At 59.8% G+C, this 20951-nt stretch carries 17 protein-coding genes and 1 riboswitch; of the genes, 4 read left to right on the top strand and 13 right to left on the bottom strand.

The features are described 5' to 3' along the window. Positions 1-74 precede the first annotated feature (74 nt). Together LAP85_15970 and LAP85_15965 are read right to left on the bottom strand one after the other, a co-directional pair. Positions 75-1382, bottom strand: a complete 1308-nt coding sequence (locus tag LAP85_15970) for a DUF512 domain-containing protein (GenBank protein MBZ5497901.1) — start codon at positions 1380-1382, stop codon at positions 75-77. Then, on the bottom strand, positions 1363-1950 hold the full coding sequence (locus LAP85_15965; protein ID MBZ5497900.1) for a CDP-alcohol phosphatidyltransferase family protein: 588 nt from the start codon (positions 1948-1950) through the stop codon (positions 1363-1365). Before LAP85_15965 ends, LAP85_15970 begins: the two co-directional genes overlap by 20 nt. A gap of 289 nt (positions 1951-2239) precedes the next feature. On the opposite strand from LAP85_15965, the gene LAP85_15960 reads away from it, so the two are divergent. Beyond that, entirely contained in the window at positions 2240-3343 is a 1104-nt protein-coding gene (locus tag LAP85_15960; GenBank protein MBZ5497899.1) for a DUF4388 domain-containing protein, read from the top strand. A gap of 24 nt (positions 3344-3367) precedes the next feature. Here the strand turns inward: LAP85_15960 and LAP85_15955 are convergent, their stop codons facing one another. Then, the gene (locus LAP85_15955) at positions 3368-4177 is read right to left on the bottom strand and encodes a cobalamin-binding protein (GenBank protein ID MBZ5497898.1); all 810 of its coding nucleotides are present in this window, start codon (positions 4175-4177) and stop codon (positions 3368-3370) included. A 224-nt stretch (positions 4178-4401) separates the two neighbouring features. On the opposite strand from LAP85_15955, the gene LAP85_15950 reads away from it, so the two are divergent. Beyond that, the gene (locus LAP85_15950; protein MBZ5497897.1) at positions 4402-5643 is read left to right on the top strand and encodes an HD domain-containing protein; all 1242 of its coding nucleotides are present in this window, start codon (positions 4402-4404) and stop codon (positions 5641-5643) included. Positions 5644-5731: 88 nt separating this feature from the next. On the opposite strand, the gene LAP85_15945 is transcribed toward LAP85_15950, so the two are convergent. From LAP85_15945 to LAP85_15915, 7 genes are all read right to left on the bottom strand, one after another. After that, positions 5732-7156, bottom strand: coding sequence for an FAD-binding oxidoreductase (locus LAP85_15945; GenBank protein MBZ5497896.1), 1425 nt, complete (start codon positions 7154-7156; stop codon positions 5732-5734). Positions 7157-7488: 332 nt separating this feature from the next. Beyond that, entirely contained in the window at positions 7489-8274 is a 786-nt protein-coding gene (locus LAP85_15940; protein ID MBZ5497895.1) for a hypothetical protein, read from the bottom strand. 72 nt (positions 8275-8346) lie between these two features. After that, positions 8347-9918 carry a carboxypeptidase-like regulatory domain-containing protein gene (locus LAP85_15935; protein MBZ5497894.1) on the bottom strand — a complete coding sequence of 524 codons (1572 nt, stop codon included), beginning with the start codon at positions 9916-9918 and terminating at the stop codon, positions 8347-8349. 116 nt (positions 9919-10034) lie between these two features. After that, positions 10035-12473, bottom strand: a complete 2439-nt coding sequence (locus tag LAP85_15930) for a TonB-dependent receptor (protein ID MBZ5497893.1) — start codon at positions 12471-12473, stop codon at positions 10035-10037. A 2-nt stretch (positions 12474-12475) separates the two neighbouring features. Then, entirely contained in the window at positions 12476-13279 is an 804-nt protein-coding gene (locus tag LAP85_15925; GenBank protein ID MBZ5497892.1) for an ABC transporter ATP-binding protein, read from the bottom strand. Beyond that, on the bottom strand, positions 13276-14325 hold the full coding sequence (locus LAP85_15920; protein MBZ5497891.1) for an iron ABC transporter permease: 1050 nt from the start codon (positions 14323-14325) through the stop codon (positions 13276-13278). Before LAP85_15920 ends, LAP85_15925 begins: the two co-directional genes overlap by 4 nt. Beyond that, a complete protein-coding gene (locus LAP85_15915) occupies positions 14322-15263 on the bottom strand; it encodes a cobalamin-binding protein (protein ID MBZ5497890.1) in 942 nt (313 codons plus the stop codon). The genes LAP85_15920 and LAP85_15915 overlap by 4 nt, the downstream gene beginning before the upstream one ends. Positions 15264-15289: 26 nt before the next feature. Continuing rightward, a riboswitch (cobalamin riboswitch) is annotated at positions 15290-15501 on the bottom strand. Between the two features lie 230 nt (positions 15502-15731). On the opposite strand from LAP85_15915, the gene mtnA reads away from it, so the two are divergent. Continuing rightward, positions 15732-16769 (top strand): S-methyl-5-thioribose-1-phosphate isomerase, encoded by a 1038-nt coding sequence (mtnA, locus tag LAP85_15910; protein MBZ5497889.1) that lies wholly within the window; start codon positions 15732-15734, stop codon positions 16767-16769. A 113-nt stretch (positions 16770-16882) separates the two neighbouring features. After that, a complete protein-coding gene (gene tsaD, locus LAP85_15905; protein MBZ5497888.1) occupies positions 16883-17911 on the top strand; it encodes a tRNA (adenosine(37)-N6)-threonylcarbamoyltransferase complex transferase subunit TsaD in 1029 nt (342 codons plus the stop codon). A gap of 150 nt (positions 17912-18061) precedes the next feature. Here the strand turns inward: tsaD and LAP85_15900 are convergent, their stop codons facing one another. The 3 genes from LAP85_15900 to LAP85_15890 form a co-directional block, all read right to left on the bottom strand. Further along, positions 18062-19471, bottom strand: a complete 1410-nt coding sequence (locus LAP85_15900; GenBank protein ID MBZ5497887.1) for a sensor histidine kinase N-terminal domain-containing protein — start codon at positions 19469-19471, stop codon at positions 18062-18064. After that, complete coding sequence (locus LAP85_15895; protein MBZ5497886.1) at positions 19468-20142, bottom strand: response regulator transcription factor; 675 nt, start codon at positions 20140-20142, stop codon at positions 19468-19470. The genes LAP85_15900 and LAP85_15895 overlap by 4 nt, the downstream gene beginning before the upstream one ends. A 79-nt stretch (positions 20143-20221) precedes the next feature. Continuing rightward, complete coding sequence (locus LAP85_15890; GenBank protein ID MBZ5497885.1) at positions 20222-20941, bottom strand: hypothetical protein; 720 nt, start codon at positions 20939-20941, stop codon at positions 20222-20224. Positions 20942-20951 lie beyond the last annotated feature (10 nt).

Here is a 20951-nt window from a genome sequence, read left to right as displayed (position 1 = left end):
TGCTTTCAACGCAGCGAGCGCAAAGGTGCAGGGGAACGCATTTTTTCTCCTCTGCGCCCCCTTCGTTGAGCTTTCTAGAGGCTTTGGCAGAGCAGTCCGAAGAAGTCGCGCATGCCACGGCCGCTGGGGTAGACGGGCTTGCCGAGGCGGCGCGCCAGATCGCCCGGCGACATATCATCGACAAAGATCCCCTCGATCTGGGAAAGGGCCTCGTTCGGGATCACCAGGAAATCGCCCAGTGGCAGGCCGTCGAGGGCTTCTGCAATATCCCGGCCCGCGAGCAGGCCTGCCACCGTAATGCTCTTTCCCATGAATCGATTCTCCACCTCGACTACCTGGAGATGTGCGCCCAGTTTTTGGTTCAGGAGCGCGGCACAATCCCGCAAAAACGCGTAGAAGAGCTTTCCCGTCGCCAATGTCCCATTGAGATGAGGCCGGGGCTTGCGCCGCCGCCCGAGGTGGGTGGCAAACTCGTCGAGAAAGTGGCGCACCATGCCGATGCCGTCTTCGATTTGAGCGAAGTCGTCGTAGCAGCGGGTATCGGGGATCGGCAATCCTCCCTGAATGTAGAATTCATCGGCTAGATAAGAGAAGCCCCGGCCCGTCTCCTGCCTGAACTGCCGCTGCCAGGGCGTCACCTGACGGATGACTGCGCGACAGAACTCCGGGGAAACGGGGGTAAGTCGTCCCCGGGCTGGGGCATGATCCGAGAGCCCTAAGGGCACAATGGCGACCGAGTAAACGCCGGGGTAATAAGAATAAAGGTCAAAAACCGTCCTTGCCAGGTGCGCACCGTCATTGATCTCCGGCATGAGAACGACCTGCGCATTGATCCGGATGCCGCCGTCGACAAGACGGCGCATCTTACCGGCCAGATCATCGACCTTCTTGCGTCCCATGATCTTGGTTCGCAGCTCCGGATCAGTCGCGTGCACCGAAACGTAAAGCGGTGACAGAGCCTGTTCGATGATTCGATCCAGCTCCTTGCCGGGGAGGTTGGTAAGGGTAATGTAGTTGCCGTGCAGAAAGGACAGGCGATAATCGTCGTCTTTGATCTTCAGCGCTTGTCGCGCGCCCGGAGGCAGCTGGTTGATGAAACAGAACAGGCAGGCGTTGTTGCAGGTCCGGGTACGGAAATCCTCGACCTCGATTCCCAGACCCCGGCCGCCGGTCATATCCGCCTCGATCCGCACTTCAGCCCCGCCGGCCTTACTTACCTCGAGCTCGACAAATGCATCTTCCGCAAGATAGAACCTGAGCGCCAGCTCATCTGCGACCGGGCGTCCGTTCGCCGCCAGGATTTCATCACCCGGCGCGAGTCCGGCCATGTGGGCCGGGGAATCCGGTTCGACTGAGCGGATTTTAATTCCCCTTCTTGGCACTGCCTGCTTCCGCCCTCTGGTAAGAATCGATGAGCTTCACCGAGCGATAAAAATAGTGCAATCCCGATGCCACCGTGACCAGCAGGGTGGCAATCACCAGCGGATCGAGGATCGGTTCCACCCTGGGGGTGAGGTTCGCCAGCAGTACGAGTGCCACCGTGATGAGCTGACCCGCCGTGGTGCACTTCCCTAGAAAGCTCGGGGAAAATTCGGTGTGCCCGGTCTGCAAATGGATGATAAGGGCCGCGAGGGCGATCAGCAGGTCGCGGCTTATGGAAGTGACGGTGAGCCAAACGGGGATGTGGAAGGCCACCGGCACAGACGGAACGGTAAGCGTAATGAAGGCCGCTGTCAGCAACAACTTGTCGGCCATCGGGTCCAGGAATGACCCTAACACCGTTTTTTGCTGAAGCTTACGAGCCAGGAGACCATCCAGTCCGTCCGTGAAACCGGCTATGACGAAAACCAGCATTGCGCTCCTGGGATGGCCGTAAATGAGCAGAAGGACGAAGCAGGGGACGAAGATCATCCGAAGAATCGTCAGTTGATTGGCATAGGTCAGCAACACCGGTCACGCTCCTCAGCCGAACTTTTAGCAGATTCCTAGGATTCCTTCACCATCAAAATCTATGCAGACCACGATAACCGCAGCCGCGACAAATAGAAATACTCAAAATCCCGGCAGATTGAGGGTTACTGCACCCTGATTTCCGCGCTCCGACAAGTGGAGCGCTTTTCCCCACAAAGAGCCTCCAATGACCTCTCAGCAAAAGGCACTGCCGATCCGATAAGAAGCAAGGGACACAGGGCCTAAGAGTGTCTGACAGCACATACTATTGTATCGATCGAGCGGGCAGATGTCACTTTCCGGAAACTTGAAAACGATGGATCTGGCTGAGCTTCTCCAGTGGGTTACGCTGGGAAGAAAGACCGGATCGCTGACATTTGTGCGCAACAAGACGAAGAACTACGTTTTTTTCAAGGACGGCAAGATCATTTCCTCGAAGTCCAACGAGCCTACGAGACAGCTCGGGCACTATCTCCTTTTCCAGGGAAAGATTACGGAGGCGCAACTCAAGCGCGCTCTGCAAATCCAGCTGCAGACCCGATCGAATCTGGGCAAGATCCTGGTTCAGGAGGGGCATATCACGAAGGAGGAAGCGGAAAGGGCTCTCGTGGGCCGCACCCAGGAGGTGATCTACGACCTTTTCCTCTGGGAGGAGGGCTATTTTCATTTCACGGCGAACGGTTTCAGCCTCGACGAACTCATACTGATCAACATCGACATCAACACCATCATTTTCGAGGGCGTGCGCCGCAAGGACGAGTGGGCGCGCATCCGTGAAGTTTTTCCCAGCAACAATGTTGTGCTCGCCATACGGCCGGGAGCCGATCTCAAGAACCTGGCTCTGAAACCCCTGCAGAAGAAGCTGTTGTTCCAGGTCAACCAGGGGAAGGCCATTTCCGAGATGATCCTGGAACTCCACGGCTCGGACTTTCAGGTCAACTTCGAACTGTTTCAGCTCTACGACATGAATGTCGTGGAAGTAAAGGAAGTCCGCGAAACGCCGCCGCCGCGCGACGACCCGGAAGTGCTTCTCAACCGCGGCGAGGAGCTTCTGAACGCCAAGCGGTATCAGGAAGCTATCGCCGTCCTTCAGGAAGTGTTGCGGCTGGATCCCCAGAACGCCAGGGCTGACGAGCTCATCGAGGGCGCCGAAAAAGCGTTGTGCCAGGAGATCTATAAGAACTCCATCCCAGGCGAGAAGACGCCCCATTTCATTGTTCCCGAGTACGCTCTCACCCGTTTCAGCCTGTCGCACCAGGAAGGCTTCGTCGCTTCGCGCATCAATGGCGATTGCGACGTGAATTCGATCGTAATGCTCTCACCCCTGCGTGAACTCGAAATCCTGCAAATCCTCGACAAACTTCTTAAACTCGAGCTCATCGCCCTTAAATGAGAGTGATGGGTCATGACTCTTCACTCATGAGCGCAGAAGAGCGGCGACTTCGATCAGAGCTCTGGAGAGGCGCGGGCCGTACCAGCTGAGCAGTTCCCCTTCGACGATGTGTATGCGTCGGTTCCGCACTGCAGGAACTTTCTCACCCATCATCCCGAATTCGGCCAGGTCCGTTTTGGTGAAATGGTAGGGTTCCGTCGGAAGAATCACGACCTCGGGGCGGCCTCGGGCGGCCTCTTCCAGCGTAAACTGCGGGTAGCGCTCGGTGCTGCCCTCGAAGATGTTCATGCCACCGCAGTTTCGGATCACGCTGTCGACGAAGGTATCGCGATTGATCGTCATGTAGGGGTCTTTCCAGATGGGGCAGAGCACACGTCGTGGAGGGTTGCTTGCGTGCGAGCGTGCGTCGGCCCGAGCCTGTTCGATGGAGGTCAGCACGGGTTGCGCCGCGGGTGTGCTGTCGGTCAAAGCCGCCATGTCGGCGATCATCTTGAGGCAGCCGTCGACGGTCTTGGGGAAAGTGACAAATACAGTCAGCCCGGCATGCTCCAGCTTGTCGACCTGGTGTCTCCGGTTTTCCTCCGCGTTAGCGATGATCAGATCAGGCTTGAGCTGGAGGACCTTGTCGACCACGAAGTTCTTGGTACCGCCGACTCTGGGTTTGATGCGGACCTTGGCCTCAGGATGGATACAGTAGTCGGTGATACCGACGATTCGTTCACCGGCGCCCAGGGCGAAGAGCGTCTCCGTGATGCTCGGCACCAGGCAAACAATGCGCTGCGCCGGAGCATTGATGCGAACGATTCGCGACAAATCGTCAATCAGTTCAATCACAATGGACAATTATACTATTGTACAATGCCATGGCGTACGGGCAGACGGGACAAAGCTGTGTGGCTGGGGTTCAGAGAGATCAGGGACGCGCACCCGCGCCCCTTTCGCAATAACGGGCACTCTGCCTCAGGAGCTTGCCAGGGTCATGCCACGTCCCGGGCGGCGCCTCCGGAAGGGAACGTGCGTGGTCTGAAACGGTTCAAGAATGATAGGAGGCTTGACGCATGAAGGGTAAGCTTCTGCGGGATGCGGCTCACGGCGACATCGAACTTGAACCGCTTGAGGTGGAACTGGTCGATACCCCAGAATTCCAGCGCCTGAGAGGGATCAAACAGCTGGGGACGGCATACCTGGTTTATCCCTCAGCAACCCATACCCGATTTGAGCACAGTCTGGGAACTTCATGGATGGCACGGCGGATGATCGAAGCTCTGCGGCGCACCGGTTCCATTTCCCCGGACGAAGCCACAGCGATCTGTGTGGCGGCACTGCTGCACGACGTCACGCACATACCGTTCGGCCATACGCTTGAGGATGAGCGCCGCGTCCTCCCGCGTCACGATAAGGATGAAACGCGTTTTGCGCATTTCCTCCTGGAATCCTCTCTCGCCAAGCGCCTGCAAACATCGGGATATCAGGATCAGGTCCTGCGCATCCTTCGGGGTGAAGCCGGCTTTGCTTCCGAAATCATCACCGGCGCGATCACCGCGGACCTTCTCGACTACCTGCGACGGGACACCTACTTTGTCGGTTTCTCTCAATATTACGATCCGCGGGTGTTCCAGTCATTCATCCTGGACCGGGGACGCTTCGTCGTCAACCTGGAGAAGCACGGCATGCTGCGGCGCGACGCCCTGTCTGAATTAGTCAATTTGCTTCGCATCCGGTACACCCTCTCCGAGCGGGTCTACTTTCACCACACCAAGATCGCCTCGGGCGCGATGATCTCCAAGGCAGTGGAGCTGGCGATCAGTTCCGGCCTGCAGCTCAAGGAGATGCACAAGCTCAAGGATGAGACGCTGATATGGATCCTCAGGGAGCGCAACGGCACAAACCCGGCTATCGCCCACATCCTCAATTGCCTGGAATCCCGGCAACTGTACCGGGCATGCTTCGTTCTCACGGTCGATGTAGGAGAAGACCGGCAGAAAGAGATCGTTGACCGATATCACTTCAGCCCGGCCGACCGCGAACAGCTTGAAGCGCGCATCGCGGGTGCCGCGGGGCTCGAGGCTCACCAGGTTATTGTCTATTGCCCTTCGATCGGCATGTCCCTTCCGGAGGCGGAAGTTCTCGTCGGGCTCGAAAACGGCCGCATCGTGCCTCTTGCCGGCAGCAACAACGAAGAAATCCGGGTTCTCAAGCAAAAACACAAAGCCCTGTGGAAATTCTTCGTTTTCATCGACCGCGGCGCCTGGGACCGGCGTGAACCCGCCCGCAGCGCCGCGGCGGAACTACTCTCCTGATTTCGGGTTTCGGATCGGGCGAAGCAACGGTACAGTTCCAAAACCCCAAAATCCGCAATCCAAAATCCGAATTCACACGATCCGGCCCTCAGGCCAAGGGCTCAATATTCTGGTTGAGCCGGAACAAGTTCCCCGGATCGTATTTCTTCTTCAGCGCCGCCAGCCGGCTGTAGTTGCCGCGATACGTCGCGGCGATCCGATCCTGACCTTCATCCGCCATCAGGAAATTGACATAAGCCCCGCCGGCAGAGTGCGGGTGGAGGGCCTCCCAGTATTCGCGCACCCATGCCCTGTTCTTGGGCGTGTCGGCGGGATCGGGATACATGGCGGCGATTACGTGCACGAAATTCGCATCCCGATAGCTGAAAGCCGTATCTTCCTTGCCGATCCGCTGTGCCGCACCGCTGACAGGGTAGATGTGCATGGCCGATGATACCGTAGGGATGCGGGGGCCGAATCGCACATGAGCATCGATAATCTCCTCGCTGAGCTCATGGACGAAATCCGCTTTCCAATAATGCTGCAGCCCCGGGGGGACGAGTGCGTCGAACATTCGCTGAAGCCTCGGGAAAGGCAGAGGGCCGAGCAGATCGACTTCGGGCGGACCGAATTTGCGGATGGGTGCGACCACCTTTTCCGCCCGGTCGAGCGGGCCGCTGTAACAGGCTGCGATCCCGCACAGCGTCTTGTTGTGAAGGCGCTCGGGGAATGGGGGCCCGGGCGGCACAATCAGAAAAGCAAAAAATCCATTCATTTCTTCCGGTGCCCCGGCCATGTAGTCCCGATAAAAGCGCATCGCATCTTTGGCCTGCTCGAGTCTGTACAGGACCGGCCCGGCGCACACCGTGTGCACGGGATGGAGCTTGAACTCGAATGAAGTCACGATGCCAAAGTTCCCCCCGCCGCCACGGAGACCCCAGAAGAGGTCCGGATTTTCGCCGGCGCCCGCCGTGACAAAGCGTCCATCCGCAGTCACCACGTCAACGGAAACCAGGTTGTCGCAGGAAAGGCCGCACTTGCGGGTAAGATGGCCGATGCCGCCTCCCAGCGTAAGGCCGGCTATCCCCGTCGTGGAGATGATTCCGCCGGGAGCCGCCAGGCCGAAGACGTGGGTAGCATGGTCGAGATCTCCCCAGGTGCAACCCCCTTCAGCGCGAGCCCGCTGTTTTTTGGGATCCACCCGGATGCCCTTCATAGGCGATAGATCGATCACCAGTCCTGCATCACAAGTGCCAAAACCACCGACGTTGTGCCCGCCGCCACGCACTGCGACCACAAGTTGGTTGTCTCGCGCAAAGTCGACTGCGGCCATGACATCGGCCACACCAGCGCAGCGCGCGATGAGGCTGGGGTGACGATCGATCATGCCGTTGTAGACCTTGCGGGCCCGGTCATAGCCTGCGTCTGCAGAGGTGAGAAGTTCACCTCGCAACCGGTCCTTGAATTGTGCGACCACCGGCTGCTTCAAAACAATGTCATCCCCGGCGTTGGTTTTTGCTTTGACTCCTTCCATCAATTCCCCCTCCCTACGATTTGCCCGGAGTGCAAGCCCATTTGAGGGCTCGGTCTCTGGGGGCTGTCTCTCGTCATTGCCGCAAGCGGCTCCGTCGGCATCCTGACCCGATCAGGATGCCATGCTAATAAACTATAACCCGTTTTGCTGACTGTCAACCTGCAGCTGAAGACCTCCGACGTCCGACCTCCGACCTCGCAATCGCGTTGAGGGGGTTTTGAGTTAAGGCCCGGAGGTAACTCGAGAGCTTGTGGGGCGGCCAAACGCCTTTGCCTTCCCTCTACGGCCAGAAAGGACGGAGGTCGGATGTCTGAGGCCGGGCAGGCTATTTACTACGGTTGCTGCTCTGGTGCGGAGAGGGCCGCCTGCACTTGCAGGAGAGCTGCCTGGGCCCCGGCTTTCATGCAGTTCACGTCACTCGCACAAAGGAGGATGTCTACACCCTGGCTGATCCAGAAGGCAAAATCCGCAGCAGGCGATGCCACGGCCACGTGTTTCCCATGCTTCCTTACGGCGCTCATGATCTGCCCGGCGGCTGCCCTGACCTTGGCATGGCCGGTTTGATAAGGAACGCCCAGGCTCGCGGACAGGTCGGCGGGACCAATGAGAATATCGATGCCGGGGACAGCGCATAGTTCGTCTGCGCGCGCCACAGCCTCCCCGGTCTCAATCTGCGCCATCAAACACAGGTCCCGGTTGACCCGCTGCTGTTCAGCTACGCCCTCGGCAAGGCCGTAGTGGACGGCTCGGGAATTAGGAAAGCAGCCTCGTTCGCCCTCCGGGCGGAAGCGGGCATAGCGGATGAGCTCGCGCAGTATCTCGGGCGAGTTCGCCATCGGCACATCGATAATGTCGGGGCCGCATTCGGCAGCGCGCTGAACGTTCTCTCGGTGGGAGTTGGGAATGCGGATCATGCTGAGCATGCCGAGCCCTGAAGTGATCCGGCAAAGGTCGCATGCTTCCGCGAATGTGATGAAACAATGCTCCATGTCAAACCATGCGATCCGGAATCCCAGGCCTGCCGCAATCTCCAGAAAAACCGGATCGTAAAAATAAGTCCCTGCGCCAAGCAGCGGACCCTTCCCCTGCTCCTGGAGAACGCGGTGCAAGCGAGTCATGATCGGACCTCCGACCTCCGGATTCCGACCTCGGACATCCGTTGACCGGATCGAAGGTCGGATGGCGGAGGTCTATTTTGCATACGTGGGCTTGGGAAACTGTGACAGGACTTCCCCAAAGAAAAAACCCTTCCGGATTTCCATTTTTTCCACGCGCAAGAGCTGTACATCTTCTGCCGTCGAGTTCGGCACAGACTGAATAATAAAAGTGTAAACGCCAGGAGCGACGTCGGTCATCATGTACCGGCCGTTCTCACTGCTAAAGGATCTTTGATACTCACGACTGCCGGGCTTCGCGGCGGTGTCCCGCAGATGAACAATGAAGCGTTTCACGGGGATACCCCTGTAATCGATCACACGCCCGTACAGACCCGCTTCTACGCTCTTCACGCGTACGACGGTCTCGGCAGGCACCGGCTTGTTGCTATCGAACGCGAGCCGTTGGTCGAGGTAGCCGGGACTGGAGATCCTGATCTCGCGCACCGGCGGATACGACAATGGCAGAGAGAATCGGCCCATCTTGTCGGTCCTTATGGCTCCGTCAAACTTCCCTTGCATCCCGCCGGTCCCGAAGACAATGACCAGCGCCCCCTCCAATGCCTTGCCTGCTTCAGTGACGACCCGGCCCCTGAAAACCGGCCTGTCTTCAAGCACTACTGCCGCAGGCGGAGCCTTCGGATCCAGCAGGATGGTGTTTGTTTTGTAGCCGTCCGCAGCTACAGTGCATTCGAAGGGAGGCAGTTCCGCCGGCACAGAAAACTCGATCACCCCGCGCCTGTCGCCACCGGCGATTTTGAAATGAGCGGGGGCCGCAGCCGTTGCATAGGGAAGCGCTTCGCCCCGGCTGTTTTTCACCACGAACGAGATGGGGGGGGCAGCTGCCAGGTTGAAATTGACCTGCTGGGTTTGGCCCGCCCTCAATGGGCTCAATTCTTCGTCCAGGCCATATCCCCGAGCGTAAGCAATAACGCTCACATCACCGTCGGGAAGGCCCTCGATCGTGTACTTTCCGGAGGAATCGGTGACTCGGCCTATGGGGGATGGCACCGGGCTGTCCCCCAGAAGTGAGAATGGCGGAGAGTTGGCGATTACCAAAGCACCCGCGATCGGCATATCTTTCTTATCATAGACAAATCCCGCAATCGTTGATTGGGCTGGCCTCAGCTGGTAGTCCCTTGCAGCCGTTTTTGGATCCCGGACCGGAACGAAGCCTTCTATCTGCGCATATCCCTCCATGCGGATGCTGATCCACAAATTGGCAGGCGCATTCAAGCGGATCTGGTAGCGCCCGTCCTGATCGCAGGTCTGAGTATCCAAGGGGGCAGGCTGTTCGAACGTCGGCGGCGACCAAAGAGGCGCGGACCCGTATACCGAGACCGTGGCCCCAGGCAGAGCCTCCATGAGTTCGGAAGTGACTCTGCCGCTCAATAGATACTCGGTACCCGTTTCAAATGCCCGAAGCGAAGCTTCGCCCAGCTGCACATAGGTGGCGGGCGGCGCGTCCCTGGCCGTGCCCGCCTGGCTCTCAGCTGCAGGCTGCGCGGTCTGCTCTGCAGGGGGATTGCGCCTGCAGCCGGCCGCCGGCCAGAGAATGCAGACCAGCGGGATCACAGACAGGAGCCACCGCTTCTTATCGATTGCCATCGATCTCTCCTCAGCTTGTGCCGCTCATTCTACTCCTAAATCCCCAACGCAGAGAGCGCAGAGGCCGCGGAATGGTTGTTTTTCTCTGCTACTTCTGCGCTCTCTGGGTTGGGATTTTAAAAGCTTGTGCTGAGGCCAATGCGGAATCGGGCGGGCAGCGCCGGGTACCCAAATGCTTCCATGTAACTTTTGTCCAGCGCATTGTTCACGACGGCAAACAGGGTCACTCCCGACAGCAGGCGGAAGCTGACGAGCAGATCCAGCACTCCATACCCTGGATTCCGGCTTAGCCCGAGGCCGAGGAAGTCTGAATCGAGCCGGCTGCCGATCAGAGTGCCGGTAGCACCAAACGTCCAGCGTCCCGGCTTCCACTTCAGGTCGAGAAAGCCGGAGTGCCGCGGGCGCCGGAAGAGCGCCTGGCCGGGCGCAAAGACCGAGCCCGGCGCAGCAGAATTTTCCAGAATCAGAGAATCAAGGAACGTGTAAGATCCGGCGACCTCCAGCCCCAGACCAAGAATCTGCCGGAAGCTGGTCTCGACGCCCCGGGAACGGGTTTTGCCGATGTTGAAAAATGTTCCCGCAAAGGTAGTGAAGTCCGTGGTTATGAAATCGATCTGATTGCGGAACCGGTTTTCGAAAAATGTAACCTCCATAGCCCCTTTGCCGGCGCCGAATTGTTGTTCGATGCCGACATCACAGCTCGTAGATTTTTCTGCCTTGAGATCGGGGTTGCCGAGAAAAAATGGAGATCTGCTGAACGACTCAACCAGGGTGGGCTCCTTGATCCCCAAACCGAAATTGGCCTTGATTTTGGTCAGGCCCAGCGGCCCGCCCGGCACCGGCTGGTGCAGCTGCCATGCCAGCGAAAGACGCGGTGCGGCCGAGAAACCGAAGCTCGCGTTGTGCTCCAGGCGCACTCCCGCTGCGACGAAGAGGCGTTTATGCAGAAACCACTGATCCTGCACGAAGGCGCCGAAGTTTCTGCGAACTGCAGCCAGCGGATCAAAGCGAGGATCACCCGCCGTTCCGGTCTCGCGTTCAAATTCGGCGCCTGCGGTGAGAAGATGGGCATGAGGAAGGGACAACTCGCTCTGGTAGCCGATCTTCTGGCGCAGACTCTGGTTGAATGTCTGATAGGAGAAGTCAAAAGAAGTGAAGGGGGAGGTCCGGCCCTGGTATCGTGCGACAAAGCTGCCGGAATCGACGCTGTCCTCGGAAAACTGCCGGGAATCGTTGATGGAATAAGAAAATGTCTGCGTCCAGGAGGGGGTGATGAAATGTGTGAAAGTGACTCCACCGGCCAGGTCACGGTGGCGGTAGAACTGATCCGAATCGGGACGTGCGAATGCCCACTGGCCCGGCACGCCTGCGCGTCCGGCATCGCTGCGGAAGACGGCTCGCAGCAGGCTCTTCGGGGATGGGCGGAATCCGAAGTTGGCAGTGGCGGTCGCGTCGTTGAAGGAACCGTTGAGGACGTGGTTGTCAGTGTCGAGACGTGCGAACGAGGCCGCATAATCGAATCGCTCCCCTTTACCTCCGATGCCGGCTTCATAGCGGAATGTTGCGAAGCTGCCCCCTTCGACCGCGATACGCGGCTTGGGCTCCAAGCCTTCGCTGGTTCCCCGGCGTGTAAAGATCTGAATGACGCCGGCCATGGCGTCGGATCCGAAGAGGGCACTCTGCGGGCCGCGCACGATCTCGATGCGGTCGATGCTCGCGGCCGACAGGTTTGCAAAGTTGAAGCTTCCCCCGGGATCGTTTACAGGAATGCCGTCGATCAGCACCTTGGTGTAGTCCGATTCGCCGCCTCGGATAAAGACAGAGGCCAACTGTCCGACGGCTCCGTTCTGAACCAGCGTGAGGCCGGCGACCCTGCGCAGCGCCTCCGCCATCGAATCGATGCCGGCGCTCTCCAGGTCATCCCCGCGGATGACGGTGGTACTGCTGCCGATCTGGGCCAGAGGCGCCTCCGTTCGGGTAGCGGTCACCACAATCGATTCTTTGATGGCCGGTATCTCCAAGGTCAAACTCAGCGGGGGGGTGGCGGCGCCGACCTCCAGTGACTGGTGCCGAATCGGGGCAAGCCCGGCGGCTGTGGCATCCAAGGTGTATGCGCCATCCGGCAGATCGAGGGCAAACCTGCCCTGAGTATCAGTCAAAGCAGACGCGGCATTCTGCCCCGATGGCCCGCGGACCTCGACGAGCACACGCGGAACCGGCGCGCCGCTCTGATCGACTACTGTTCCCGTAACCCGGCGCATTCCGTCCTGCTGCGCCCAGGCGATTGAGGAAGCAAGAATCACTAAAACCAGGGAATATCCGAAATGCCAGGCGCAGCGTAGCGACAACGATAACAAGGACGAGCCGGACGGGCTGAACGTCAGGAGGTCGGGGTGCCGACACCCCAGGAGGGCCGAGTTTTCTTGGCGTCCCGGCGTCCTGGTGTCCGGGCGGTTTCTTTTTTTTCTGTCACGAGGATGGGGCGTCAGCAATGGCATGTCGCTGATGTACTTGCGCGCTAATGGTGGTTTGTCTGGGGCTGGAGTGCTATTCATATCTATCTCCGTTCTTCTATGACTGGCAAGACCTCGGGCAAGCCGTCTGCTGCCCGCCGGACCTGGAAATCCAGGCCGAAGATCCGGCTCAGATTCTCCCGGGTGATTACTTCCGACACGGTGCCCTGACAACGAATTGTGCCTTCCGACATCAGGGCGATACGGTCGGAAAAACTGCCTAAGAGATGGATCTCATGTGAGACAACGAGCGTAGCGAGCCTCCGTTCCCGCGTGAGGCGGCGAACCAGGCGCATCAATTCGACTTGATAGTTGATGTCCAAATTGGCGGTGAGTTCGTCGAGCAGCAGGATCAACGACTCCTGGACCAACGCTCGCGCCAGCAGGAGACGCTGCTTCTCCCCGCCGGAAAGCTCGCAGACCCGCACATCGCGATATCGCGTCAACTGCGTCATCTCCAGCGCCGCCAGTGTGACCTCTTCGTCGTGCGCGCTCTCGAACCCGAACAGGGACATGTGGGGAGAACGACCCTGAAGGGCGAACTGCAGGACTGTCAGTTGGGAACCGTCGCCGGCGCTCTGAGGCACCATCGCGATGCGCCGAGCGACCTGCTTGCGAGGCAGCTCGGCCAGAGGCATCTCTCCGTTCAGCAGGATGCTTCCTGATGCCGGCCGCAATATGCCACCCAGGAGGCGCAGCACCGTGGTCTTTCCCGAACCGTTGGGCCCGATGATTCCGGTGACTGTGCCGGGCATCAATTCGATTGTGAGGTTTCGCACCACCGGATTCCGGTATGCGAAGCTCACCTCACACGCTTCCAGTGCGGGGGACGAAGCGTTCGGCCTCATAGCCTGCTCCTCCGTCGCGAAAGGTAAATGAACAGCGGCGCTCCGATAAGCGCCGTGATGACGCCTACCGGCAATTCAGCGGGTGACAGCAGCGTGCGTGCCATGGTATCCGCCAGCAGAGTGAAGATGGCGCCGAACAGGAAGACGGTAGGGAACAGGATGCGGTTGTCGCTGCCGAACATCATGCGTCCGAGATGGGGGCAGATGAGGCCGATGTAGGCGATCGGGCCGCCGACGGAAACCACCGCGCCGGTGATGAGCGATGCGATGAGATATACGCCGACCTTCACGCGCGGGACCTCGACGCCCAGGATCAGGGCATCCTCCTCTCCCAGCGAAATCAGGTTCAAGCTGCGGGAAAACAGATAAAGCAGGAGGAATCCTGCCAGGACTAAAGCGGTAACGACGTAGATCGATGCGTCGACCGGACGGCTGAGGTCGCCGATGAGCCAGTAAAAGATGCCGCGCAGATCAGCCTGGCTGGTGCTGGTGAGCAGAATGACGTTGATCGACGAAATAAACGAGGCCAGCACGATCCCTGCCAGCAGCAGACGCTGCGAACCTTCTCCCGAGCGGGTGCCGCCTCCCGCAAGGAAGTAGACCGCGGCAACTACGAGTGCGGCTCCGGCAAACGCCGCCAACGGACGGCCATAAGCGAGGCCCGCCGCGGCCTCGGCCGTTCCCCAGGATGCGGCGAAGATGGAATACAGGATCGTCCCGAGCGAGGCGCCCGTCGAAACTCCCAGGACGAAGGGATCGGCAAGAGGATTGCGCAGCAGCGACTGAAAAGCCGCACCCGCGACGGCGAGCGCGGCGCCGACCAGCGAGCTGAGGAATATGCGCGGCAGGCGAATCGAGAACAGTATAGTCGCCAGCGGGTCGTCCGCTTCCGGAGTGCCGGACACGTGGTGCGCCACCAGCCATACCACTCTTCCAGGCGGAATGGCGACGCTTCCGACGGCAAGAGCGAACAGCGCGGCACAGCTCCAGGCGAACAACAATGAGAGGCATACGACGGCAATGCGCCTGCGGGAAAGACGCTTCATTGGAAACGCTCCGGATGAAGTTTGCGCGCCAGTTCCTCGACGCCGTCAACAAACCGCGGCGAGGGATGTTGCAGGACTTCGCTCAAGACGTAAATCCGGCCCCGCTGCACCGCCCTCAAGGAACGCCAGCCCGCGATATTCCTGAGATCGGGTATAGGTTTGCCCTCGTGATAGACCGTCAGAATGACATCGGGATTCTGTGCCAGTACCTGCTCGAGGCTGTAGCGCGGATAGAATTCCTCGCTTGCAGCGGAGATGGAGACCACGTCCGCCAGCCCCAGCACGTCGTTTTCGAACGTCTTGCGGCCCGGCGCCAGCAGGGGATCGAACCAGGTGATGAAGAAGGCGCGCGTGGGCGGGAGCCCGGCGAGGCGGCGCTTGACCTCCTGCAGACGGCCTTTCATCCGGGCCACGAGTTGCTCGCCCTGCGCGCCGCGGTCCGTAATCCGGCCGATTGCGAGCGTGGTCTCAAAAATCCCATCGACGGATCGTGGCGCGGTTACAAATACGGGGAGCCCAAACCCCGCGAGTTTGTACACGGCTGCCTGATCGTTCCCCGCGGTCGACGCGATGATGAGGTCGGGGCGTGCGGCGAGAATGGTCTCGAAGTTGGGATTGAGGAGGGTTCCGATCTTCGGCTTGCCTTTAGCGTCTTCAGGCCAGTCGCAGTGCGTGGTGACTCCGATCAGCCGGTCGTCGGCTCCGAGAAGATATAAAACCTCAGTCACGCTCGGCGCCAGGGAGATAACCCGCTGCGGATGCCGAGGCAGTACGATGGGCCTGCCGATGCCGTCGGTGTATTCTACGGTCGCAGTCGGGACACCGGCGCTCCGGTGGTTACTGTCAGGCAAGGTTCGCGAACAGCAGGCCAGCAGGGCGAACAAAGCAAAGCCGGCGCAGCGTGCTAAGAGGGAAGAACCGTGAAGTATGCGAGGCATTTCAGGTCTCTTTCTCGCGAAGAGTTGGCTGAAAAAGGGGATGAGGCAGGTTTCCTGACTCTCGGGTCGTCGCCGGGCTTCTCACCTTCCCCGTCTGGATCAACGAGTGGCGGACTACTCTGAATGCTGCTGCAGGCCGAAGAAGCCGGCTCTCCGAATACAGTGGCGGGACCGTGTGGGACTCACACCCACTTCCCTTTTACCCCCGGTCCGGGGCACCTCAATCCGATTTGGAAAGAACGACGTTACCCGACAATCAATATCACTATGGTTCAGACAAAGTCAATCTGAATGACGATTGAAGATTGACCAATGAAAAAGGACAATCGAGTGAGGGTGGAGTGGTCCTCCAGCACAGTGAATATCTCTCTTTGCATTTGCTGCCCGGTTTCCAGTCGTCAATCGCCTATGGTCAAATTGAGCGGACCTTCCTTCAAAAACGTTCTCTGGTAGGCTAGACTGTTCGGCATGATACGGACCATTGAATGGAAAGAAACCGGGGTGGTGATGCTCGACCAGCGCCTGCTCCCTTTGCAGGAGGTCTATCAAACCTGCACCGGCTTCCAGGAAGTCGCCGAAGCGATCCGTGCGATGGTGGTCCGCGGTGCACCCGCGATCGGCGTTGCCGCTGCCATGGGTGTGGCGATCGGGGCGAAGAAAGCGACCGCAAGCACCCTGGAAGAGTTGGACACGGAATTCGAGAGGATCTGCGGCGTGATTGCGGGGGCGCGTCCCACGGCCATCAACCTGTGCTGGGCGGTCGAGCGGATGAAGGGTGTCTATCGACGCGTGCGGGCGGGTGGGATTGAGGCGGTGCGCGCGGCTCTCGTGCATGAGGCCCAGGCCATCCACGACGAGGACATCCGCGCCAATCGCGCGATGGGACGAATGGGCCAGTCCCTGATCGCCGACGGCGCCAGGGTTTTGACTCACTGCAACGCCGGTGCGCTGGCAACAGCCGGCTACGGCACGGCGCTGGGGGTCCTCCGTGCCGCAGTCGAGGCCGGCAAACACATCCAGGTCTTCGCTGACGAGACCCGTCCGTTTCTGCAGGGGGCCCGCCTGACTGCATGGGAGCTGCAGGAGGACAACATTCCGGTCACGGTCATAACGGACGGTATGGCAGGCCATTTCATGCGGCTGGGCCGCATTGATTGCGTCATCGTGGGTGCCGACCGCATCGCAGCCAATGGTGATGTGGCCAATAAGATCGGCACTTATGCGGTAGCCGTGCTCGCCAAGGAGAACGGCGTGCCTTTTTTTGTGGCTGCGCCGACATCTACATTCGATCTGACGATTCCGGACGGGAGCCATATCCCGATCGAAGAACGCGATCCGGAAGAGGTGCGACAGCTCCAGGGTATCACCATTGTTCCCGCCCACACGGAAGTCGCCAATCCGGCGTTTGATGTGACCCCGTACCGTTACGTAGCCGCCATCATTACAGAGCTTGGCGTGGCTCGGCCTCCCTATATCGAGAGCCTGCGCGCGCTCGTTTCTAAATGACGAGGGACGAATGAACAACGAAGCTCTGCCCGCCGGACTTAACAGTCCCCTGTGCACCGGGGGCGCTCCCGCGCACACGAAAAGCTCATGATCCTCTGGTTGGAGATCGTAACATGCTGGTTTTGGGCATTGAGTCGTCGTGCGATGAAACTGCCGCCGCCCTGGTTGAGGACGGGCGTGTCGTCCATGCCAACGTGGTAGCCTCGCAAATCGAAACTCACCGCAGCTTCGGCGGCGTGGTGCCGGAACTGGCCAGCCGCGAGCACTTGCGCAACATCGGCTTCGTGGTGCGCCAGGCATTCGCCGACGCCGGCATGAGCTACGGCCGGATTGACGGCATCGCGGTCACCCAGGGGCCGGGGCTGATTGGGTCGCTTCTCGTGGGACTGTCTTTTGCCAAGGCCATGGCCTTTACTCTGAAAAAGCCTCTGGTGCCCATAAATCATCTCGAAGGCCACATCTATTCGGCATTCATCGAACATCCCGAGATCTCTTATCCCCTGCTGGCGCTGGTGGTCTCCGGCGGCCACACCTCGCTGATTCTTTCACCGGAGCCGGACCGCTACCAACGCATCGCGCGTACTCGCGACGATGCGGCGGGGGAGGCGCTTGACAAGCTTGCGAAGTTTCTGGGGCTGGGCTACCCCGGCGGCCCCATCATCGATCGCCTGGCTCGGTCGGGCGATACGCATGGCTTTCATTTCTCCATCCCCAAAATCAGCGACGGCAGCCTGGATTTCAGCTTCAGCGGCTTCAAGACTGCGGCGCTGCGGCACATCGAGCAGGCCGGCATCCGGCCTTGCCGGTCCCCCAAAAAGGTGCCGCAGAAAGTGCTGGATCTGGTTGCTAGCTATCAGCAGGCAATTATCGATACTCTCGTGGCACAGACACGCAAGGCGGCGCGGCGGCACAGCCCGCAGTCCATCCTGCTGGTTGGCGGCGTGGCCTGCAACAGCCTGCTGCGTCGGATCTTCACCGAAGCTTTCGACGAGCCAGGGGAGGGCTGCCGCGTCTACTACCCGAGCCCGATTCTTACAACCGACAACGCCGCAATGATCGCCGCAGCGGGCACGCCGAAGCTGCGCAAGGGCGCCTCAGCCGACTTGAACCTCAACGCCTATGCGGACCTCCCGCTCTGCTGAAACATCTCAACGCGGTGAATTGTGTCAGAAATATTGAGATTTGCCTCTTTGTTTTGGGGTGGGCGCGGAGAAATCACATGCTCGGTTTTTGCGGGCTCTGTGTTGTGGTGACATTTAAGGCCAGGAGCGCAGCTCCGCATCGGCCTTGGTCTATGCTGCTGCCGGAAACTTGAGGCGAACGGTGAACGTACCATTGGCTGCACTGGCCGAAACCGTGCCGCGCAATGAAGTAGTAGCTCGTTGCACCAATGCCAGACCGAGTCCGCAGTGGATGCCCGTATTGGTGCGCGCTGCGTCGCTGCGCCAGAACCGATCGAAGACATGTCGCGTGTCCTCCTCGGACAGGCGGCAGCCCGTGTTGGCGATCGAGACTTCAGCCGAATCCCCGGCCTGAGCGCCCGCGACTTCGATGTGGCCGCCGTCGTTCGCGTACTCCGCAGCGTTCTCAAACAGGCTGGTAAGAATCATCCGGAGGCTTTCGCGGTCCGCCATGCATGCCAGGTGGTCGGGGACACGACTCTCGATTGTGATGCCGCGTGCCCTGACTCCATCACAAAGCGGCCGCCAGGCATGCTCGATGAGCTCTGCCAGGCGAACGGATTCCGGATGGAGCATCGTTTTTCCATCCTCCAGGCGCGCGAGCGCCAGCAGGTTGTCGACCATCTTCTGCGTGCGGCGGATAATATCGAGACATTCCTCGATTGCCTGCCGGTAGTCGATACCCGCGCGCGGCCGCGTGAGGGCCACCTCCAGAGTGCAGCGCATGCCGGCGAGCGGCGTGCGCAATTCGTGCGCGACATCCGCCGAGAAAGCTCGCTCGCGGCGAAATGCCTCCTCAAGACGCCGTAGCAGGTCGTTAAGCCGCTTGACCACTGCGGCCATTTCCGCCGGTATGCCATCCACGGGAACCTGCGCAGAGAGGTCGTCATACTGGATCGCAGCAATTTGGGAAGCCAAGGCATCAAGTGGCCTCAACCCCTGACGAACGACGACAGCACCGACAACAAGCGCGAGGATAATCGTCCCGCCGGTTGCCGTCGCCAGCAGCCAGCGCAAATATCGGATTTCGGCATCCAGTGCAGTGGTCTCCCGCGCCACGACCAGGGTGACCTTGCGAGGCGGTATGGGTTCGTGTGTGTCCTCGTCGACTTTAGGCACAAAAGAGAAGCCGACTGCGCGCCCGGTGCGGCCATCCGGCAGACGAATGGGCTGGAAAACAGGCGTATCCAAAGGGCCCTCGATGCGCGCCAGCTCCGCGGCTGTGATCGACTGTGAACGGGCCAGAGTTCTCCCGTCTTCGCGCCACAACTGGAAGTAGTCGGGCCGGTAGGATCGATTGAATTCGGGCACCTGGTGCTCATCGATCTCGACCTTGATCTCCGCCTTGTTCTGCTCAACGAAACCGCGGATCGTTCGTGCCGTGGAGATCAGGACTTCGTCGTAACCCGCCAGCAGCGACCGGCAGATGACTTCGTACACGGCGACGGCGAAAACCGCCAGAAGGATCGCCATACCGCAGACCGTCCAGACAAGCAGGCGTACTCGGATGGACCGCATCATTGCGCAACTCCCAATGAGTAGCCCCGGCCCCGGAGCGTGCGGATCAAGACGGGCTTGCCGGGGCGCTCGATCTTTTTCCGAAGATACCCGATGTACACGTCCACGACGTTGGAGTCGGCTTCGGAATTGAACTCATAAACGTGATCCCAGATCTCAGTCCGGCTGACGACCTGGCCGGCACGCATCGCCAGGTATTCGAGGAGCGCATATTCGCGGGGTGTCAGGCTCACCTCCTCCTGGCCGCGCCAGACTCGCTGCAACGTGGTCTCGATGCGCAAATCACTGACGCTGAGGCACGGATTCTTTGCGCAGTACGCGCGGCGGGCCAGCGCGCGCACACGCGCCAGCAGTTCCTCAAAAGCAAAGGGTTTCGGCAGATAATCGTCGGCCCCAAGATCAAGCCCCTTGACCCGATCCGGCACCGTGTCTTTCGCCGTGAGGATAAGCACATGGGCGGCACGACCCGCGGACCTGAGGCGCTTCAGAATGGTCAATCCATCCACTTCGGGCAGCATCAAGTCGAGGATGATTACGTCATAGTCGTTGCTGGTGGCAAACCAGAGGCCTTCTTTGCCGTCGCCGGTGACGTCGACGGCGAAGCCGGCCTCACGCAGACCCTTGGCGACAGCTTTTTGGATGGGCAGATAGTCCTCGACGAGAAGCACACGCATGTCTGCACCAGCGTCCTGCTGGCTCCGGAGCCAGGCATTGTATCAGGGAGCCCATACAGTTCGGGCCCCCTTTGCCCGGCTATTTCTTGGCCTTCTCCACCTTCGCAAGTACGAAGTCGGCATCCTTGATCAGCCCTATATCGGGGGCATACCATTTATCTTCACTACCGCCCTCGAGCGCGCTCGACTCACGAGTGTGCAGGGCATTTGTGAATGTTCCCGCGGGCACTTTGGCGGTCTCCGTCACGCTCAGGATCTCCGCCCGGTCCATGGCTACCTTGGGCGCCTGTTCCTGGTAGTATCTGTCACCGACCTTGGGATGGGCCGGCATCATCAGGCCGAATCTGGCGCCGTTCACGCCGGCCAGCCAGGCGCCTTCATGCCCTACTATCTTACCATCCTTGTATTCGTCGACGTCCTCGCCGAAATAGTAGAGGTCATTGGTGGTCTTGTCGATCGCGAAGTAATTCTTCGACACCTCGGCCAACTGCTCGCCAGAAGTCTCCCGTTCTTCGACAACGCGTGTCTTGACGCCGTCGACGATTTTCGTTTCGTCGAGAACCGTGACCGTCAGAGTATCTTTCCCATGCTCAAACGTGAGGCGGTAGCCCGGTTCCAGAATGAAGTAGATATTCCTGCCCGTGTCCACCAGGTTGGCTTTGTTTACCGTGAAAGATTCGCGCCACGCCTGCTTGCCGGATTGCGGTTTTCCCGCGTTCTTCGTCCCCTGAGCGGCCAACCCGAGAGACCAAGCCATGAGCACTGCTCCACCCAACCAAAGGCAACGTACTCGCACCATGCCAAGCCTC

It is taken from the genome of Terriglobia bacterium, from assembly GCA_020072565.1.
Taxonomy (GTDB): domain Bacteria; phylum Acidobacteriota; class UBA6911; order UBA6911; family UBA6911; genus JAFNAG01.
The sequence above is the reverse complement of the archived record's forward strand: the minus strand, read 5'-3'. Positions and strand labels throughout refer to the sequence as shown.

Excerpts from the sequence above, each read along its gene's own strand:
- LAP85_15915 (MBZ5497890.1), bottom strand. The coding sequence starts at position 15,263 with ATGCCTCGCATACTTCACGGTTCTTCCCTCTTAGCACGCTGCGCCGGC.
- tsaD (MBZ5497888.1), top strand. The coding sequence starts at position 16,883 with ATGCTGGTTTTGGGCATTGAGTCGTCGTGCGATGAAACTGCCGCCGCC.
- LAP85_15960 (MBZ5497899.1), top strand. The coding sequence starts at position 2,240 with ATGTCACTTTCCGGAAACTTGAAAACGATGGATCTGGCTGAGCTTCTC.
- mtnA (MBZ5497889.1), top strand. The coding sequence starts at position 15,732 with ATGATACGGACCATTGAATGGAAAGAAACCGGGGTGGTGATGCTCGAC.
- LAP85_15950 (MBZ5497897.1), top strand. The coding sequence starts at position 4,402 with ATGAAGGGTAAGCTTCTGCGGGATGCGGCTCACGGCGACATCGAACTT.
- LAP85_15940 (MBZ5497895.1), bottom strand. The coding sequence starts at position 8,274 with ATGACTCGCTTGCACCGCGTTCTCCAGGAGCAGGGGAAGGGTCCGCTG.
- LAP85_15900 (MBZ5497887.1), bottom strand. The coding sequence starts at position 19,471 with ATGATGCGGTCCATCCGAGTACGCCTGCTTGTCTGGACGGTCTGCGGT.
- LAP85_15920 (MBZ5497891.1), bottom strand. The coding sequence starts at position 14,325 with ATGAAGCGTCTTTCCCGCAGGCGCATTGCCGTCGTATGCCTCTCATTG.
- LAP85_15925 (MBZ5497892.1), bottom strand. The coding sequence starts at position 13,279 with ATGAGGCCGAACGCTTCGTCCCCCGCACTGGAAGCGTGTGAGGTGAGC.
- LAP85_15930 (MBZ5497893.1), bottom strand. The coding sequence starts at position 12,473 with ATGAATAGCACTCCAGCCCCAGACAAACCACCATTAGCGCGCAAGTAC.
- LAP85_15945 (MBZ5497896.1), bottom strand. The coding sequence starts at position 7,156 with ATGGAAGGAGTCAAAGCAAAAACCAACGCCGGGGATGACATTGTTTTG.
- LAP85_15935 (MBZ5497894.1), bottom strand. The coding sequence starts at position 9,918 with ATGGCAATCGATAAGAAGCGGTGGCTCCTGTCTGTGATCCCGCTGGTC.
- LAP85_15895 (MBZ5497886.1), bottom strand. The coding sequence starts at position 20,142 with ATGCGTGTGCTTCTCGTCGAGGACTATCTGCCCATCCAAAAAGCTGTC.
- LAP85_15890 (MBZ5497885.1), bottom strand. The coding sequence starts at position 20,941 with ATGGTGCGAGTACGTTGCCTTTGGTTGGGTGGAGCAGTGCTCATGGCT.